Raw genomic sequence first — 19,963 nt, forward strand, 5'->3', positions numbered from 1 at the left:
GGATGTCCATTCTGGGATTGCAGGGCGTGCGCGGCGGTGTAGGCACCACATCAATCACTTCGGCGCTCGCCTGGGCGCTGCAAATACTCGGGGAAAATGTGCTGGTCGTTGATGCCAGCCCCGATAACCTGCTGCGTATGTCATTCAATGTCGATTTTGCCCATCGCGACGGCTGGGCCAGGGCGCTGCTGGACGGTAAAGACTGGCGCGATGCCGGACTGCGTTATACCACCCAGCTCGATCTGCTGCCGTTCGGACAGCTTACGGTGGAAGAGCGGGAGAATCCTCAGGAATGGGCGGAAAAGCTGGGAGCTATTTGCGCTGGCCTGCGCGAACTGAAAGAGAGCCGACGCTATTCGTGGATTTTGCTGGATCTTCCCCACGGCGTCTCACCGCTGACGCAACAGTTGGTCAGCCTCTGCGATCATACGCTGGCGGTGGTAAAAGCGGACACCAATTGCCATATCCGGCTGCATCAACAGGCGCTGCCCACGGGCGCGCATATCCTGATTAACGATTTACGCATTGCCAGCCAGTTGCAGGACGATCTGTACCAGGTCTGGCTGCAAAGCCAGCGTCGTTTGCTGCCGATGGTGATCCATCGCGATGAAGCGATGGCGGAATGTATGGCTTCGAAACAGCCGCTGGGCGAGTACCGTGGCGATTCGCTGGCGGCAGAAGAGGTGCTGACGCTGGCGAACTGGTGTTTGCTGCACTATGCGGGCAATCGCGCCCCTGCCGGGAGCGCATCATGAACATCCTGACCCGGTGGCTTCTCATTCCGCCGGTCGGCGCACGCCTGAGCGAGCGCTATCAGGGGTATCGCCGTCATGGCGCGTCGCCGTTCAGTGCGATGCTGGGCTGCCTGTGGGTGATTCTGGCGTGGACTTTTATTCCGCTTGAGCATCCGCGCTGGCAGCGCATTCGCGCGCAGCATAAAGCGCTCTATCCGCACATTAACGCCAACCGACCGCGTCCGCTGGACCCGGCCCGCTATGCCATTCAAACGCTCTGGTTGATGGCCTTCTCGCCGCGTAAAGAGAAGAAGGTCGAACCGCGCTGGCGGTCGCTCTCCCGCCTGCTGGGCGTGCGCGGTCGCTATCATCAGTGGATGGACACGCTGCCCGACCGCGTCAGTAAAAAGACCACGCACCTGGAAAGCGAAAAAGAGCTGGGCCATCTTAGCAACGGGGTGCGCCGCTTTATCCTCGGCGTCATCGTCACTTTTTCCCTGATTCTGGCGATCATCTGTATTACCCAGCCGTTTAACCCGCTGTCGCAGTTTATCTTCCTGATACTGCTGTGGGGCGTCGCGCTGCTGGTGCGGCGGATACCGGGGCGTTTCTCCGCCCTGATGTTGATCGTGCTGTCGCTGACGGTGTCATGCCGTTATATCTGGTGGCGTTATACCTCGACGCTAAACTGGGATGACCCGCTGAGCCTGGTTTGCGGGCTGATTTTGCTGTTTGCGGAAACCTACGCCTGGATTGTCCTGGTGCTGGGGTATTTCCAGGTCGTCTGGCCGCTTAACCGCCAGCCCGTGCCGCTACCGAAAGAGATGGCGCAGTGGCCGACGGTGGACATTTTTATTCCGACTTACAACGAAGACCTCAGCGTAGTGAAAAACACCGTTTATGCCTCGTTGGGCATCGACTGGCCGAAAGACAAGCTGAGCATCTGGATTCTTGACGACGGTGGGCGCGAAGAGTTCCGCCAGTTTGCCCAGACCGTCGGCGTACAGTACATCGCCCGTACCACGCATGAACACGCCAAGGCCGGCAACATCAATAACGCGCTGAAATACGCGAAAGGTGAGTTTGTCTCGATCTTTGACTGCGACCATGTCCCGACACGCTCGTTCCTGCAAATGACGATGGGCTGGTTCCTGAAAGAGAAAAAGCTCGCCATGATGCAGACGCCGCACCACTTTTTCTCGCCGGACCCGTTTGAGCGCAACCTCGGTCGTTTCCGTAAAACGCCGAACGAAGGCACGCTGTTTTATGGGCTGGTGCAGGATGGCAACGACATGTGGGATGCCACGTTCTTCTGCGGATCGTGCGCGGTGATTCGCCGTAAACCGCTGGATGAGATTGGCGGCATTGCCGTTGAGACCGTGACCGAAGATGCGCATACCTCGCTGCGCTTGCACCGTCGCGGCTACACCTCGGCCTATATGCGCATTCCACAGGCGGCAGGCCTGGCGACGGAAAGCCTGTCCGCGCACATCGGGCAGCGTATTCGCTGGGCGCGCGGCATGGTGCAAATCTTCCGTCTGGATAACCCGCTGTTTGGCAAAGGCTTAAAGCTGGCGCAGCGTCTGTGTTACGTCAACGCTATGTTCCACTTTTTATCGGGCATTCCACGGCTCATCTTCCTGACGGCGCCGCTGGCTTTCCTGTTGCTGCACGCCTATATCATCTATGCGCCCGCGCTGATGATTGCGCTATTTGTGTTGCCGCACATGATTCACGCCAGCCTCACCAACTCGAAGATTCAGGGGAAATACCGCCACTCCTTCTGGAGTGAAATTTACGAAACGGTGCTGGCCTGGTATATCGCGCCGCCGACGATGGTGGCGCTGATCAACCCGCATAAAGGGAAATTCAACGTTACCGCGAAAGGCGGGCTGGTAGAGGAAGAGTATGTCGATTGGGTGATTTCCCGGCCCTATATCTTTCTGGTGCTGCTCAACCTGCTGGGGGTCGTGGTGGGCGTCTGGCGTTACTACTACGGCCCCGCCAACGAAATACTCACGGTGATCGTCAGTCTGGTGTGGGTTTTCTATAACCTGATCATTCTGGGTGGCGCGGTGGCGGTCTCTGTGGAAAGTAAGCAGGTACGCCGGGCGCACCGCGTTGAAATCTCCATGCCGGCGGCCATTGCCCGTGAAGATGGCCACCTGTTCTCATGCACCGTGCATGACTTCTCCGACGGCGGCTTGGGGATTCGGATCAACGGGCAGGCGCAGGTGCTGGAAGGGCAAAAGGTTAATTTATTGCTTAAACGCGGCCAGCAAGAGTACGTCTTTCCTACTCAGGTCGTGCGCGTGCTGGGCAATGAGGTCGGGCTGCAATTGCTGCCGATGACCACGAAACAACATATCGACTTTGTGCAGTGCACATTTGCCCGCGCGGATACGTGGGCGCTCTGGCAGGACAGCTTCCCGGAAGACAAACCGCTGGAAAGCCTGCTGGATATTCTGAAGCTGGGCTTCCGTGGCTACCGCCATCTTGCGGAATTTGCTCCGTCTTCCGTCAAAGTAATTTTCCGTTCTCTGACGACGCTGGTTTCCTGGATTGTGTCGTTTATTCCGCGTCGCCCGGAGCGGCAGCCGGATCAGGTGATGGCTCAACAATGATGATAACGCGATGAAAAGAAAACTTTCCTGGGTTTATGCAGTGGCTATGGGGATAAGCGCTTTCCCCACTTTCATGACGAATGCGACGCCTGCAACGCAACCATTGATCAATGCTGAGCCAGCGCAAGCGCCGACAGCGCCTGCGCCAGAAACGCCGGAGCAGCCGGTCGGCCAGGTAATGCCGGGCGTGCCGGGCGCCGATGCGCCCGTGGTGGCGCAAAACGGGCCTTCCCGCGATGTGAAGCTGACCTTCGCGCAAATCGCGCCGCCGCCGGGCAGTATGGTGCTGCGTGGCGTGAACCCGAATGGCAGCATTGAGTTCGGTATGCGCAGCGATGAGGTGGTGTCGAAAGCGATGCTGAACCTGGAATACACCCCGTCGCCGTCGTTGCTGCCGATCCAGTCGCAGCTGAAGGTCTACCTCAATGATGAGCTGATGGGCGTGTTGCCGGTCACGAAAGAGCAACTGGGCAAAAAGACGCTGGCCCAGATGCCGATCAACCCGCTCTTTATCACCGATTTTAACCGCGTGCGGCTGGAGTTCGTCGGGCACTATCGTGATGTCTGCGAAAACCCGGCCAGCAGTACGCTCTGGCTGGATGTTGGCCGCAGTAGCGTGCTGGATCTGACGTACCAGACCCTGCCGGTGAAAAACGATCTGTCGCACTTCCCGGTGCCGTTCTTCGATCCGCGGGACAACCGCCAGGTTACGCTGCCTGTGGTCTTTGCCGGTTCGCCGGATCTGATGCAGCAGCAGGCGGCATCCATTGTCTCTTCATGGTTCGGTTCGCGCGCAGGCTGGCGCGGCCAGCATTTCCCGGTGATGTACAACACGCTGCCGGATCGTAATGCCATCGTCTTTGCCACGAACGACAAGCGCCCTGATTTCCTGCGCGATCATCCGCCGGTAAAAGCGCCGGTGATTGAGATGATCAGCCACCCGGACAACCCATATGTGAAGCTGCTGGTGGTCTTTGGCCGCGACGATAACGATCTGTTGCAGGCGGCGAAAGGCATTGCGCAAGGGAATATCCTGTTCCGTGGCGACAGCGTGGTGGTGGATGAGGTGAAGCCTCTGCTGGCGCGTAAACCTTATGATGCGCCGAACTGGGTACGTACTGACCGTGCGGTGACGTTCGGCGAGCTGAAAACCTATAAAGAGCAGCTCCAGTCCACCGGGCTGGAACCTGCGGCGATTTCGCTGTCGCTGAATTTGCCGCCGGATCTCTATCTGCTGCGCAGCAACGGTATTGATATGAATCTCAACTACCGTTACACCACGCCGCCAAGCAAAGACAGCTCGCGTATGGATATCAGCCTGAACGATCAGTTCCTGCAAGCGTTCAGCCTGAACAGCACCCAGGAAAGCAATCGCCTGCTGCTGCGTTTGCCGGTATTGCAGGGGCTGATTGACGGTAAAACGGACGTGTCGATCCCGGCGCTGAAGCTGGGGGCGATGAACCAGCTGCGCTTTGACTTCCAGTACATGAACCCGATGCCGGGCGGCTCGGTGGATAATTGCGTGACATTCCAGCCGGTACAAAACCATGTGGTGATTGGCGACGACTCCACCATTGATTTCTCGAAATATTATCACTTTATCGCGATGCCGGACCTGCGCGCTTTCGCCAACGCGGGCTTCCCGTTCAGCCGGATGGCTGACCTTTCAGAAACCATTGCCGTGATGCCGAAAAACCCGAACGAAGCGCAGATGGAAACGCTGCTGGATGTGACCGGAACGATTGGCGCGCAGACCGGTTTCCCGTCGATTAACCTGAATATCACCGACGATAGCCGCCAGATTCAGGGTAAAGACGCGGATATTATGGTGATCGGGACAATCCCCGACGCACTGAAAGATGACAAACGCATCGACCTGCTGGTACAGGCGACGCAAAGCTGGGTGAACACGCCGATGCGCCAGACGACCTTCCCGAGCATCATGCCGGATGAGGCCGACCGCGCGCCGGATGCGAAATCCACCATCACCTCTGCTGGCGCGATGGCGGCGGTAGTGGGCTTCCAGTCGCCGTTCAACGACCAGCGTAGCGTGGTGGCGCTGCTGGCAGACAGCCCGCGCGGGTATGAACTGCTGACCGAAGCGATGAACGACAGCGGAAAACGCGCCGCCATGTTTGGCTCCGTGTCGGTGATCCGCGAGTCTGGCGTCAACAGCCTGCGGGTGGGCGATATTTACTACGTAGGGCATTTACCGTGGTTCGAACGCCTCTGGTACGCGTTATCGAATCATCCGGTGCTGCTGGCGATACTGGCGGCGGTTAGCGTCGTGCTGTTGGCCTGGGTTCTGTGGCGTCTGCTGCGCATTATCAGCCGTCGTCGACTCGATCCCGATAACGAGTAATCGATGATGAACGCGCTGCGTGGATGGATGTTAACTGCCCTGATGCTGGCGACCGTCAGCGTGCAGGCGGCCTGTACGTGGCCGGCATGGATACAGTTCAAAAAGGACTATATCAGTCAGGAAGGACGGGTGATTGACCCCAGCGACGCGCGCAAAATCACGACGTCGGAAGGGCAAAGCTATGCGCTGTTCTTTGCCCTTGCCGCCAACGATCGTCCGGCATTTGACCTGATCCTCGACTGGACGCAAAACAACCTGGCGCAGGGCTCCTTACAGGCGCATCTGCCCGCCTGGCTGTGGGGGCAGAAAGACCCCTCGACCTGGGAAGTGCTGGATGCAAACTCCGCTTCCGACGGCGATATCTGGATGGCCTGGTCGCTGCTGGAAGCCGGGCGCTTATGGAAAACGTCGCGCTATACCGACACTGGCGCCGCGCTGCTAAAACGCATTGCGCGTGAAGAGGTGGTAACGGTGCCGGGGCTGGGGTCAATGCTGCTGCCGGGGAACGTGGGTTTTGCGGAAAAGACGCGCTGGCGCTTTAACCCGAGCTATTTACCCCCGCAGCTGGCGCAATATTTTACCCGCTTTGGCGCGCCCTGGACCACGCTGCGTGAAACCAATATGCGTTTGCTGATGGAAACCGCCCCGAAAGGGTTCTCGCCGGACTGGGGGCGCTATGAAAAAGACAAAGGCTGGCAGCTGAAACCGGAAAAAACGCTGGTCAGCAGTTACGATGCCATCCGCGTTTATTTATGGGCGGGGATGATGCACGACGGCGATCCGCAAAAAGCGCGGCTGCTGACGCGCCTGAAACCGATGGCGACGCTGACGACAAAAAACGGCGTTCCGCCAGAGAAGGTGGATGTCGCCAGTGGTAAAGCCCAGGGCGACGGGCCGGTGGGCTTTTCGGCTTCTTTATTGCCTTTCCTGCAAAACCGTGATGCTCAGGCGGTGCAGCGACAGCGCGTGGCGGACAATTTTCCCGGTAGCGATGCCTACTATAGCTATGTGCTAACGCTTTTCGGACAAGGATGGGATCAGCATCGTTTTCGCTTCACCGCTAAAGGTGAATTACTACCTGACTGGGGCCAGGAATGCGCAAGTTCAAATTAAGTCTCATCCATCTCATTTTGCCGGGTGGCGGTAACGCCTTATCCGGCCTACGGGATGCCGCTGATTGTAGGCCGGATAAGACGCTAAAGCGTCGCCATCGGGCCGTGCTCGGCCTGACGCTCGGCATCGCCTGGATGCCGTTCGCCGAGGCGGCGCCTTCCGCGCAACAGCAGTTGCTGCAACAGGTTCGGTTAGGCGAAGCCTCGCACCGTGAGGATTTGGTGCGCCAGTCGCTTTATCGCCTGGAACTGATCGACCCGAACAACCCGGAAGTGGTCGCCGCCCGGTTTCGCTACCTGCTGCGCCAGGGCGACAATGACGGGGCGCAGAAACAGCTCGACAGACTTTCCCAGTTAGCGCCGAGTTCCAGCGCGTATCAGTCCTCCCGCACAACGATGATGCTTTCCACGCCGGAAGGGCGCCAGTCCTTGCAGGAGGCGCGTTTACAGGCGACCACCGGTCATACCGAAGAAGCGATTGCCGCTTACGACGCGCTGTTTAAAGGTCATCCGCCGCAAGGCGATCTGGCGGTGGAATACTGGACGACGGTGGCAAAATCTCCCGCGAGACGTAACGAGGCGATTAATCAGCTTAAAAGAATTAACGCCAGTACGCCGGGCAATACCGCCCTGCAAAACACGCTGGCGCAGTTGCTGTTTGACGGCGGGCGACGCGATGAGGGATTTGCCGTATTAGAGCAGATGGCGAATTCCAGCGCCGGGCGCACGACGGCTTCCGCTCTCTGGTATCAGCAGATTAAAGATCTGCCTGCCAGCGACGCCAGCGTAAAAGCGCTGCAAAAATACCTGACGGTGTTTAGCGAAGGCGACAGCGTCAATGCTGCGCGCAGCAAGTTGAGTGAACAGCAGCAACAGCTTTCCGACCCGGCGTTCAGAGCCAGAGCGCAAGGCCTGGCGGCGGTGGAGGCCGGACAGGGCGGCAAAGCCGTAACGGAATTGCAGCAGGCGGTAAGCGCGGATCACCGCGACAGCGAAGCCGTCGGCGCGCTGGGGCAGGCCTATTCGCAGCGCGGCGATCGTGCCCGCGCGGTGGCGCAGTTCCAGAAAGCGCTTGCGATGGACCCGAACAGCAGCAGTCGCGGCAAATGGGAAAGCCTGCTGAAGGTAAACCGCTACTGGCTGGCGATTCAGCAGGGTGACGCCGCGCTGAAAGCGAATAACCCGGACCAGGCGGAACGCCTCTACCGGCAGGCCAGGAGCATCGACAATACCGACAGCTATGCCGTGCTGGGGCTGGGCGACGTGGCGATGGCGCGTAAAGATTATCCCGCCGCCGAGCGCTACTATCAGCAGACGCTGCGAATGGACAGCGGCAACAGCAACGCCGTGCGCGGCCTGGCGAATATCTATCGTCAGCAGTCCCCGGAGAAAGCCTCGGCGTTTATCGCGTCGCTCTCCAGTCGTCAGCGGCAAAGTATTGATGATATTGAACGTAGCCTTGAAAACGACCGGCTGGCGCAGCAGGCCGAAGCGCTGGAAAACCAGGGGAACTGGGCGCAGGCGGCGGAGCTGCATCGTCGCAGGCTGGCGCTGGACCCCGGCAGCGTCTGGGTAACGTATCGTTTGTCCCGCGATCTGTGGAACGCCGGGCAGCGCAGCCAGGCCGATGCGCACATGCGCGCGCTGGCGCGTCAGAAACCGAACGACCCGGATCAGGTGTATGCCTATGGGCTGTACCTCGCGGGCAACGATCAGGATCGCGCGGCGATGGCGCATATCAATAATCTGCCGCGTAGCCAGTGGAACAGTAACATTCAGGAACTGGCGGACAGGCTGCAAAATAATCAGGTGCTGGAAACCGCCAGCCGCCTGCGTGATAGCGGCAAAGAGCGGGAAGCGGAAACGCTGCTTCGCCAACAGCCCGCCTCTACGCGCATTGATTTAACCCTTGCCGACTGGGCGCAGCAGCGGCGCGATTATTCTTCGGCGCGCGCCGCCTATGATGCGGTTCTGGCGCGGGAGCCGGGTAATGTCGATGCCCGACTTGGCCTGACGGAAGTCTATATTGCGCAGGGCGATAACGCGGCGGCGCGGGCGGAACTGGCGAAACTTCCCGCCCCGGCGACCGGGGAGCCGCTGTCCATCAATATGCAGCGCCGTATGGCGCGGGCCCAGGCGCAACTGGGCGATACCGTCGCGGCGCAGCAGACCTTCAACACGATTGTGCCGCAAGCGAAGTCACAGCCGCCTTCTATGGAAACTGCGATGGTGCTGCGCGACGCGGCGGGCTTTCAGGCGCAAAACGGCGAACCGCAGCAGGCGCTTGAGACGTACAAAGACGCGATGGTGGCTTCCGGCATTACGCCGACCCGCCCGCAGGATAATGACACCTTTACTCGCCTGACCCGTAATGACGCGAAAGATGACTGGTTAAAACGCGGCGTGCGCAGCGATGCGGCGGATTTATACCGACAGCAGGATCTGAACGTCACGCTGGAGCATGATTACTGGGGATCGAGCGGCACCGGCGGCTACTCCGATCTGAAAGCGCATACCACCATGTTCCAGGTTGACGCGCCGTTGTCAGATGGCCGGATGTTCTTCCGTGCTGACCTGGTGAACGTGGATGTCGGCAGTTTCTCGACCCATGCGGACGGCACCTGGGATAAGAACTGGGGCACCTGTACGCTGCATGACTGTAGCGGCAACCGCAGCCAGTCTGATACCGGCACGAGCGTGGCGGTCGGCTGGAAAAACGAGACCTGGAGCTGGGATATCGGGACCACGCCGATGGGCTTTAACGTTGTCGATGTGGTTGGCGGCGTGAGCTACAGCAATGATATCGGGCCGCTGGGCTATACGCTGAACGCGCACCGTCGGCCAATCTCCAGCTCTCTGCTGGCCTTCGGCGGGCAGAAAGACGCGCCGAGCAACACGGGCACAAAATGGGGCGGCGTGCGTGCGGACGGCGGCGGTGTGAGCCTGAGCTATGACAAAGGTGAAGCCAACGGCGTCTGGGCTTCGCTGGGCGGCGATCAACTGACCGGTAAGAACGTCGCGGATAACTGGCGCGTGCGCTGGATGACGGGCTATTACTATAAAATCATCAATGAGAATAACCGTCGCGTCACCGTCGGCCTGAACAATATGATCTGGCACTACGACAAAGACCTGAGCGGGTATTCGCTGGGGCATGGCGGTTATTACAGTCCGCAGGAGTATGTGTCGTTCGCCGTGCCGGTGATGTGGCGGCAGCGTACGGAAAACTGGTCGTGGGAGCTGGGCGGTTCGGTATCCTGGTCGCATTCACGCACCAAAACCATGCCGCGTTATCCGCTGATGAATCTGATCCCGACGGATTACCGCGAAGAGGCGGCCACGCAGACGAATGGCGGCGGCAGCAGTCAGGGCTTTGGTTATACGGCGCGGGCGCTGATCGAGCGACGGGTGACGTCTAACTGGTTCCTCGGAACGGCAATTGATATTCAGGAAGCGAAGGATTATACGCCGAGCCATTTCCTGCTGTATGTGCGTTATTCCGCTGCGGGATGGCAGGGCGATATGGATTTACCGCCTCAGCCGCTGGTGCCGTACGCGGACTGGTAAGCGCCGAACGCCTGATGGCGACGCATTCGCGTCTTATCAGGCCTACAACGCGCGCTTGCGGCCACGCCGCCATCCGGCACTGATGATTCGGAAAAGTCCTTTTCAGATACGGCCTCTCTTTATGTCTGCGCGATCGGGTATACTCTGGCGGCAGCCTGGGGATAGTCATGGAGAGTCAATTTGCGCGTCAGCCGCTCGTTAACAATTAAGCAGATGGCAATGGTTGCGGCCGTTGTCCTGGTGTTTGTATTTATTTTTTGCACCGTTTTGCTGTTTCATTTAGTACAGCAGAACCGCTATAACACGGCTACGCAACTGGAAAGTATCGCCCGTTCTGTCCGCGAACCGCTGTCTGCCGCAATCCTGAAAGCGGATATCCCTGAAGCGGAAACCATCCTGGCGCGCATTCAGCCTGCGGGCGTGGTCAGCCGCGCCGACGTGGTGCTGCCGAACCAATTCCAGGCGCTACGAATGAGTTTTATTCCTGAGCGCTCCGTCCCGGTGACGGTGACGCGTCTGTTTGAACTGCCGGTGCAGATCTCGCTGCCGGTCTATTCCCTTGAACGGCCAGCCAACCCACAGCCGCTGGCGTATCTGGTGCTCCAGGCGGACTCGTTCCGCATGTATAAGTTCGTGATGAGCACGCTCTCGACGTTAGTGACCATTTACTTACTTTTATCGCTGATGCTGACGGTGGCGATAACCTGGTGTATGAACCGCCTGATTGTGCATCCTCTACGCAAAATCGCCCGGGAGCTTAACGATATCCCGCCGCAGGAGCTGACAGGCCATCAGCTGGCGCTGCCGCGTCTGCATCATGACGATGAGATTGGTATGCTGGTGCGTAGCTACAACCTGAATCAGCAGATTGCCCAGCGTCACAGCATTGAGCAAAACGATCATGCGATGCGCTTTCCGGTTTCCGAGCTTCCCAACAAGGCTTTCCTGATGGGGCTTCTGGAACAGGTTGTGACGCGTCAGCAGACGACGGCGTTAATGATTGTCACCTGTGAAACGCTGCGCGATACCGCAGGCGTGCTCAAAGAGACGCAGCGGGAAATCCTGTTGCTTACGCTGGTGGAAAAACTGAAATCGGTGCTGGCGCCGCGAATGGTGCTGACGCAGGTAAGCGGCTTTGATTTCGCCATCATCGCGCACGGCGTAAAAGAACCGTGGCACGCGATTACGTTAGGTCAGCAAGTGCTCACTGTCATTAATGAACGGCTGCCGATCGAAAGCATCCAGCTGCGCCCCAGTTGCAGCATCGGGGTGGCGATGTTTTACGGCGACCTGACGGCCGAGGCGCTTTATGGTCGCGCCGTCTCCGCCGCCTTTACCGCCCGCCGCAAAGGTAAAAATCAGATTCAGTTCTTTGACCCGGCGCAGATGGAAGCCGCGCAGCAGAGATTGACGGAAGAGAGCGATATTCTCAACGCGCTGGATAACCACCAGTTCGCTATCTGGCTGCAACCGCAGGTGGAGATGTCCAGCGGTAAGGTCCTGAGCGCAGAAGCATTATTACGCGTGCAGCAGCCGGATGGCAGTTGGGAACTCCCGGAAGGGTTAATTGACCGTATCGAATCCTGCGGTCTGATGGTGACGGTCGGGTACTGGGTGCTGGAAGAGTCCTGTCGCCAGCTTTCCGCCTGGCAGGAGCGTGGCGTGATGATGCCGCTCTCGGTGAATCTTTCCGCATTGCAGCTCATGCACCCGAATATGGTGTCGGATCTGCTGGAGCTGCTAAGCCGCTATCGTATTCAGCCGGATACATTGATTCTGGAAGTGACGGAAAGCCGACGTATCGACGACCCGCATGCCGCCGTCGCCATCCTGCGCCCGCTGCGCAGCGCGGGCGTACGCATCGCGCTGGATGACTTTGGTATGGGATACGCAGGGTTGCGTCAGCTTCAGCATATGAAATCGCTGCCGGTCGATATACTAAAAATCGACAAAATGTTTGTTGAGGGATTGCCGGAGGATGACAGCATGGTCACGGCGATTATCCTGATGGCGCGCAGCCTTAACCTGAAAATGATCGCGGAAGGCGTGGAGACCGAAGCGCAGCGCGACTGGCTGGCGCAGGCAGGGGTGGACGTGGCGCAAGGTTTCTTGTTTGCCCGCGCGGTTCCGCCGGATGTGTTTGAAGAACGTTACCTGAAGAACGCGCAGCCTGATTACAAAACTTAAAAAAGGTCAGACTTGTGCGAGCCAGCTCAAAGTTTTTAACGTTTTTGTTTCAATTATGATCCAGGTGCATTTCTGTCATGTTGTGTGGGTGTTATTTTAAGGCCGCAGGTTAACCATAACCTTACAAGACCTGTGGTTTTTACTTCAAGGACACCCTATGAAAACCTCTCTGTTCAAAAGCCTTTACTTTCAGGTCCTGACAGCAATTGCCATTGGTATCCTCCTTGGCCATTACTACCCTGAATTAGGCGCACAAATGAAACCGCTTGGCGACGCGTTCGTTAAGCTGATTAAGATGGTCATCGCACCGGTTATCTTCTGTACTGTCGTTACCGGCATTGCAGGTATGGAAAGCATGAAAGCGGTGGGCCGCACCGGTGCGGTTGCGCTGCTTTACTTTGAGATTGTCAGTACGATTGCGCTGATCATTGGTCTCATTATCGTCAACGTCGTTCAGCCTGGCTCCGGGATGAACGTCGATCCGGCGACGCTGGATGCTAAAGCGGTGGCGATCTACGCCGAACAAGCAAAAGACCAGGGAATCGTGGGCTTCCTGATGGATATCATCCCGGGCAGCGTCATCGGCGCGTTCGCCAGCGGTAATATCCTACAGGTTCTGCTGTTTGCGGTGATGTTCGGCTTTGCGCTGCATCGTCTGGGCAGCAAAGGCCAGCTGATTTTCAACGTGATTGAAAGCTTCTCGCAGGTCATTTTCGGCATCATCAACATGATCATGCGCCTGGCGCCTATCGGTGCTTTCGGTGCGATGGCCTTTACTATCGGTAAATACGGCGTGGGTACGCTGGTGCAGTTGGGGCAGCTGATTGTCTGCTTCTACATCACCTGTATTCTGTTCGTGGTGGTGGTGCTTGGCTCGATTGCCCGCGCAGCTGGCTTCAGCATTTTTAAATTTATCCGCTACATCCGTGAAGAACTGCTGATTGTGCTGGGGACATCCTCCTCCGAATCCGTGCTGCCGCGTATGCTGGATAAGATGGAAAAGCTGGGCTGCCGTAAGTCGGTGGTGGGGCTGGTTATTCCCACAGGCTACTCGTTTAACCTGGACGGAACCTCGATCTATCTGACGATGGCGGCGGTGTTTATCGCCCAGGCGACCAACAGTCATATGGATATCTTCCATCAGGTAACTCTGCTGGTGGTGCTGCTGCTCTCCTCGAAAGGGGCGGCCGGGGTAACGGGGAGCGGATTTATCGTGCTGGCTGCGACGATCTCTGCGGTGGGCCACTTACCGGTTGCGGGTCTGGCGCTGATCCTCGGTATCGACCGCTTTATGTCTGAAGCCCGCGCGCTGACCAACCTGGTCGGTAACGGCGTGGCAACGGTCGTTGTGGCGAAGTGGGTGAAAGAACTGGACCACAAAAAGCTGGATGATGTGCTGAATAATCGTGCGCCTGATGGCAAAACGCACGAATTATCCTCTTAATCTCACCTCTTATGCCCGCAGTCCCTTCCAGGACTGCGGGTGTTTGCGCATAATTGACCCCTGCACCCGAATCACTCAACATGTGGCTTCGGGATTTTTTCACTTCTGGCGTGACATTTTTATGTTCGCGCGGTCTAACACGAAGTGTTTTTAACGTCATATTCAGATAAGCCTTCCAGGCTGTCTTTTTATTACCAGGATTGTTGATCAGGGGTTTACATGCAGGGCACAAAAATTCGACTCTTAGCGGGCAGTCTGCTGATGATGGCTACTGTCGGCTATGTGCAGGCAGATGCGCTCCAGCCTGACCCGGCATGGCAACAGGGGACGCTGGCAAATGGATTACAGTGGCAAGTATTAGCTACCCCGCAGCGCCCAAGCGATCGTATTGAGGTTCGTCTGCTGGTCAATACCGGTTCGCTCACCGAAAGTACGCAACAGAGCGGTTTCAGCCATGCCATTCCCCGTATCGCGCTGACGCAAAGCGGCGGCCTTGACGCCGCGCAAGCACGTTCACTCTGGCAGCAGGGCTTTGACCCCAAACGCCCTGTGCCGCCCGTTATCGTTTCTTATGATTCCACGTTATATAACCTCAGCCTGCCCAACACCCGTAACGATCTGCTAAAAGAGGCGCTCTCTTATCTGGCGCATACCTCCGGCAAACTGTCCATCACGCCAGAGACAGTTGCGCATGCAGTCAATAGTGAAGATATGGTTGCCACCTGGCCTATGGACACCAAAGAGGGCTGGTGGCGCTATCGTCTGAAAGGGTCTGCGCTGTTAGGCCACGATCCGGCCGAGCCGCTGAAACAGCCTGTGGATGTAGAGAAACTTAACGCGTTTTACCAGAAATGGTACACCCCGGACGCGATGACGCTGATTATCGTCGGTAACGTGGACGCGCGTTCGGTTTCTGAGCAGATCAACAAAACCTTCGGCGAGTTGCAAGGCAAACGTGAAACGCCTGCGCCGGTGCCGACGCTTTCCCCTCTGCGCGCCGAAGCGGTCAGCATTATGACTGACGCCGTGCGCCAGGATCGTCTCTCCATCATGTGGGATACGCCGTGGCAGCCCATTCGCGAGTCCGCCGCGCTGCTGCGCTACTGGCAGGCGGATTTAGCCCGTGAGGCCCTGTTCTGGCATGTTCAGCAGGCGCTCAGCAAGAACAACGCCAAAGAGATTGGTCTCGGTTTTGACTGCCGGGTGCTGTTCCTGCGTGCGCAGTGCGCGATCAACGTTGAATCTCCCGGCGATAAGCTGAATCTGAACCTGGGGCTGGTGGCGCGTGAACTGGCGAAAGTCCGTGATAACGGCTTGCCGGAAGAGGAGTTTAACGCGCTGGTGGCGCAGAAGAATCTGGAGTTGCAGAAGCTGTTCGCCACTTATGCGCGTACCGATACCGATATCTTGATCAGCCAACGGATGCGCTCGTTGCAAAATCAGGTGGTCGATATTGCCCCGGAACAGTACCAGCGTTTACGGCAGAACTTCCTGAATAACCTGACCGTTGAGATGTTGAATCAAAACCTGCGTCAGCAGCTATCGCAAGATATGGCGTTGATTCTGCTTCAGCCGAAGGGCGAACCGGAGCTGAATATGAAGGACCTACAGGCAACGTGGGATCAAATCATGGCGCCAGTGACAGCAGCAGCAACAAGCGCAGAAACCGATGATGTCCACCCGGAAGTCACGGATATCCCGGCTGCGCAGTAGCAGTAGGCCGGATAAGGCGGTCACGCCGCCATCCGGCGAGAATGTCATGCCTGATGGCGCTACGCTTATCCGGCCTACCGTGCGGTTATTGCGGCATTGCATCGCGCGGGATAATCGCCCCGCGATGCTGAATGACCGTGCTGGCGGTCAGGTGCCCGCGCTGTGCGGCCCCGGCAGCGTCGCCGCCGGTTAAACGTATTGCCAGATACCCGGCGCTAAAGGAGTCGCCCGCTGCGGTGGTGTCGATCACTTTCTCTTTTGGCAATTTCACCGCCGGAACGTCAATCACCTCTTCGCCTTTGATGGAAACCAGGCAGGAATCTGCGCCGCGTTTCACCACCACTTCCTGGACGCCTGCGTCGTGCGTGCGGGCAATGACCTCGGCAACCGGCTTTTCACCCCACAACGCGTCTTCATCATCCAGCGTCAGGAACGCGATATCCGTGCATTCCAGCATCTGCTGATATACCTGCTGCGTCTCTTCTTTGCTTGCCCACAGGCGCGGGCGATAGTTGTTGTCAAAAATGACTTTCCCGCCGTTGGCGCGGCATTCGCGCAGCAGCGACAGTAATTTATCGCGGCTGGACGGGCTTAAAATGGCAAGGCTGATCCCGCTCAGGTAGAGGTAGTCGAAGGTCGCCAGCTCTTCGCAGATTGCCGCAGACTGCTCGCTCTCCAGCCAGAATTTCGCTGCCGCCTCGTTGCGCCAGTAATAGAAAGTGCGTTCGCCAGTGCTGTCCGTCTCGATGTAATAGAGGCCCGGTAGACGGTTTTCCATGCGCTGCGTGAGGGAGGTATCGACATTTTCACCTTGCCATGAATCCAGCATTTGCTGGCTGAAGCTGTCAGTGCCCAGCGCCGTCACGTAGTGTACGGACAAGGCCGCAGAATCGACCTGACGGGCGATGTAAACGGATGTATTCAACGTGTCGCCACCGAAACCGCGCTGAACGTCTGCGCCTTTCTGTGACAGCTCAATCATGCATTCGCCAATCACGGCAATCTTTTTGGACATAGTCGTGAACCTGCTCTGAAAAAAATTAGCGTTAGTGTGCGCTGTGGTGTATTCAGCGGTCAACTATATTAAAACATCGTTCCATTATTTTTTTGAGCCAACGCGTATTCTGTGTTGATTTTTGTCATGCTGTTTCTATTTTGCGGGACGCTGAACATAAAGTTCTTTGCCAGAGCGCCGATAACCTTTGACGAGTCCGGGCAGTCACACTCTCATTAACAGGACATCTGAGATGATAAAGCAGGTTATCCAGCAGCTAAGCATTCCTGAGGCAAGCATTGAAAGCTTGCAGGAGCGGCGCTTTTGGTTGCAGTGCGAACGTGCTTACACTTATCAGCCAATCTACCAGACCAACGGGCGATTGATGGCCGTGGAACTGCTGACGGTTGTGGTACACCCGGATAACCCTTCCCGGCGCGTTGCCCCGGATCGCTATTTTGCCGAGCTGGCGGTAAGACACCGCGTGGATGTGGTGAAAGAACAGCTCCAGTTTCTGGAGCAGAAAGCCGATTTTTTCATGCGTCATGACCTGCTGGCCTCGGTCAATGTCGATGGCCCGACGCTGATCGCGATGCGTCAGCAGCCAGAGGTATTGAAAACGATTGAGCGCCTGCCCTGGCTGCGATTCGAACTGGTGGAACATATTCGTTTACCGAAAGACTCTTCGTTCGCCTCAATGTGTGAATTCGGCCCGCTCTGGCTGGATGATTTCGGCACCGGCATGGCGAATTTCTCTGCCCTGAGCGAAGTGCGTTACGACTACATCAAAGTGGCGCGGGATCTGTTTGTGATGCTGCGCCAGACGCCGGAAGGGCGAAACCTCTTTACGCTGCTGCTGCAACTGATGAACCGCTATTGTCGCGGTGTTATCGTCGAAGGCGTGGAAACGCTGGAAGAATGGCGCGATGTACAACGTTCGCCCGCTTTCGCGGCGCAGGGGTATTTTCTGTCGCGTCCTGTTCCGCTGGAGAACCTTGAACAGGTGATCCTGATGTTGTAATACCCGCTGTTTCCCGGAATGGCGCGTCTTTCACGCAGTATTCCAGGACGCAGTCTGCCTCCCTTTTCCGTCTGCTGGACTATCTTTAGGACTGGCAAGGAAAGAAGTGAGGAAGTAAAACATGACGAAAGCAGGCAAAATAACCGCTGCCATATCAGGGACTTTGTTGCTGTTGATCGTCGTACTCATCGTCCTGATTGCGACATTTGACTGGAATCGCCTCAAACCGACCATCAACCAGAAAGTCTCTACAGAACTCAACCGGCCATTCGCCATTCGCGGCGATCTGGGCGTGGTGTGGGAACGTCAAAAACAGGAAACCGGCTGGCGAAGCTGGGTGCCCTGGCCGCACGTTCATGCCGAAGACATTATCCTCGGCAATCCGCCGGATATCCCCGAAGTCACGATGGTGCATCTCCCGCTCGTTGAAGCCACGCTGGCGCCGCTGGCGTTGCTGACCAAAACCGTCTGGCTGCCGTGGATCAAACTGGTGAAGCCTGACGCCCGCCTTATCCGCCTCTCGGAGAAAAACAATAACTGGACCTTCACTCTTGCGACGGACGAGAAAAACGATCCCAATGCGCAGCCGTCCGCCTGGTCGTTCCGTCTGGATACGATTTTGTTCGATCAGGGGCGTATCGCCATTGATGATAAGGTCAGCAAAGCCGATATCGAGATCCTGGTTGATCCGCTGGGTAAACCACTGCCTTTTAGCGAAGTCACGGGAGCCAAAAGCAACAACGACAACAACAACGTGGGGGATTATGTTTTCGGCCTTAAGGCGCAGGGGCGTTATAACGGGGAACCGCTGACCGGCACGGGCAAAATTGGCGGTATGCTGGCGTTACGCAGCGAAGGCGCGCCTTTCCCGGTGCAGGCTGATTTCCGCTCGGGCAATACTCGCGTGGCCTTTGCCGGGGTGGTCAACGATCCGCTGAACATGGGCGGCGTCGATCTCCAGCTTAAGTTTTCCGGCGACTCGCTGGGCGAATTGTACGACCTGACCGGCGTACTGCTGCCGGACACGCCGCCGTTTGAAACGGACGGTCGCCTGGTGGCGAAAATCGATACGGAGACATCCTCGGTTTTTGACTACCGCAATTTTAATGGCCGCATCGGCGACAGCGATATTCACGGCTCTCTTGCTTACACTACCGGCAAGCCGCGCCCCAAACTGGAAGGGGATGTGGAGTCGCGCCAGCTTCGCCTGGCTGACCTGGGGCCGCTGATCGGCGTGGATTCCGGGAAGGGGGCGCAGCAGTCGAAACGCGCCGAGCAAAGCAAGGGCGAAAAGAGCATCCAGCCTGCCGACAAAGTGCTGCCTTATGACCGCTTTGAAACCGATAAATGGGACGTGATGGATGCCGACGTGCGCTTTAAGGGCGGGCGCATTGAGCACGGCAGCAGCCTGCCGGTCAGCGATCTCTCTACCCATATCATCCTGAAAAATGCCGATTTACGTTTGCAGCCGCTGAAGTTTGGCCTGGCAGGCGGCAGCATTGTCTCCAGCATTCATCTGGAAGGGGATAAAAAGCCAATGCAGGGAAGGGCGAATATCCAGGCGCGTCGTCTTAAACTGAAAGCGCTGATGCCGGATGTCGAACTGATGCAGAAAACATTGGGCGAAATGAACGGTGACGCGGATATCCGGGGAAGCGGCAATTCAGTGGCGGCGTTGTTAGGTAACAGTAATGGCAACCTGAAGCTGCTGATGAACGATGGCGTGATCAGCCGCAACCTGATGGAGATTGTCGGCCTGAACGTGGGCAACTTTATTGTCGGGCAGATATTTGGCGACGATGAGGTACGGGTCAACTGCGCGGCGGCTAATCTTGACATCGTTAATGGCGTTGCGCGCCCGCAAATCTTTGCTTTTGATACGGAAAATGCGCTGGTTAACGTCACCGGAACCGCGAGTTTCGCCTCTGAGCAACTGGATTTAACCATCGATCCAGAGAGCAAAGGGATTCGTATTATTACGCTGCGTTCGCCGCTGTATGTGCGCGGGTCGTTTAAAAACCCGCAGGCGGGGGTGAAAGCCGGGCCGCTGATCGCGCGAGGCGCGGTCGCTGCGGCGCTGGCGACGTTAGTCACGCCTGCCGCCGCGCTTCTGGCGTTGATTTCCCCGTCAGAAGGCGATGCGAATCAGTGTCGGATGATTTTGTCGCAGATGAAGAAATGATGATAGTGCCGGATAGCGGTGTA

At 57.5% G+C, this 19,963-nt stretch carries 11 protein-coding genes; 10 read left to right on the forward strand and 1 reads right to left on the reverse strand.

Annotated features, from left to right (window positions below; genetic code table 11):
* The first annotated feature begins 2 nt into the window (after positions 1–2).
* The 8 genes from bcsQ to OGW17_RS12650 all read left to right on the forward strand — a co-directional run bounded on the left by bcsQ (position 3) and on the right by OGW17_RS12650 (position 15,743).
* Complete coding sequence (gene bcsQ, locus OGW17_RS12615; RefSeq protein ID WP_012135662.1) at positions 3–755, forward strand: cellulose biosynthesis protein BcsQ; 753 nt, start codon at positions 3–5, stop codon at positions 753–755.
* A complete protein-coding gene (bcsA, locus tag OGW17_RS12620; protein WP_012135661.1) occupies positions 752–3,358 on the forward strand; it encodes a UDP-forming cellulose synthase catalytic subunit in 2,607 nt (868 codons plus the stop codon). Before bcsQ ends, bcsA begins: the two co-directional genes overlap by 4 nt.
* Positions 3,359–3,368: 10 nt before the next feature.
* Positions 3,369–5,720: a cellulose biosynthesis cyclic di-GMP-binding regulatory protein BcsB gene (bcsB, locus tag OGW17_RS12625; protein WP_012135659.1), complete on the forward strand. Its 2,352-nt coding sequence runs from the start codon at positions 3,369–3,371 to the stop codon at positions 5,718–5,720.
* 3 nt (positions 5,721–5,723) lie between these two features.
* A complete protein-coding gene (gene bcsZ, locus OGW17_RS12630) occupies positions 5,724–6,833 on the forward strand; it encodes a cellulose synthase complex periplasmic endoglucanase BcsZ (protein ID WP_286452215.1) in 1,110 nt (369 codons plus the stop codon).
* Positions 6,815–10,399, forward strand: coding sequence for a cellulose synthase complex outer membrane protein BcsC (bcsC, locus tag OGW17_RS12635; protein WP_071259272.1), 3,585 nt, complete (start codon positions 6,815–6,817; stop codon positions 10,397–10,399). Before bcsZ ends, bcsC begins: the two co-directional genes overlap by 19 nt.
* A 180-nt stretch (positions 10,400–10,579) precedes the next feature.
* On the forward strand, positions 10,580–12,586 hold the full coding sequence (gene hmsP, locus OGW17_RS12640) for a biofilm formation regulator HmsP (RefSeq protein ID WP_024131042.1): 2,007 nt from the start codon (positions 10,580–10,582) through the stop codon (positions 12,584–12,586).
* Positions 12,587–12,743: 157 nt separating this feature from the next.
* Entirely contained in the window at positions 12,744–14,030 is a 1,287-nt protein-coding gene (dctA, locus tag OGW17_RS12645; protein ID WP_012135654.1) for a C4-dicarboxylate transporter DctC, read from the forward strand.
* 219 nt (positions 14,031–14,249) lie between these two features.
* Complete coding sequence (locus tag OGW17_RS12650; protein WP_047460417.1) at positions 14,250–15,743, forward strand: M16 family metallopeptidase; 1,494 nt, start codon at positions 14,250–14,252, stop codon at positions 15,741–15,743.
* An 85-nt stretch (positions 15,744–15,828) separates the two neighbouring features.
* Here the strand turns inward: OGW17_RS12650 and kdgK are convergent, their stop codons facing one another.
* A complete protein-coding gene (gene kdgK, locus OGW17_RS12655; protein WP_012135652.1) occupies positions 15,829–16,758 on the reverse strand; it encodes a 2-dehydro-3-deoxygluconokinase in 930 nt (309 codons plus the stop codon).
* A gap of 232 nt (positions 16,759–16,990) precedes the next feature.
* Between kdgK and pdeH the strand changes: the two genes are divergently transcribed.
* On the forward strand, positions 16,991–17,758 hold the full coding sequence (gene pdeH, locus OGW17_RS12660; protein ID WP_012135651.1) for a cyclic-guanylate-specific phosphodiesterase: 768 nt from the start codon (positions 16,991–16,993) through the stop codon (positions 17,756–17,758).
* 121 nt (positions 17,759–17,879) lie between these two features.
* The gene (locus OGW17_RS12665) at positions 17,880–19,940 is read left to right on the forward strand and encodes an AsmA family protein (protein WP_071259274.1); all 2,061 of its coding nucleotides are present in this window, start codon (positions 17,880–17,882) and stop codon (positions 19,938–19,940) included.
* Positions 19,941–19,963: the final 23 nt, after the last annotated feature.

Source organism: Citrobacter sp. CK181 (assembly GCF_030333595.1).
Taxonomy (GTDB): Bacteria; Pseudomonadota; Gammaproteobacteria; order Enterobacterales; family Enterobacteriaceae; genus Citrobacter_B; species Citrobacter_B koseri.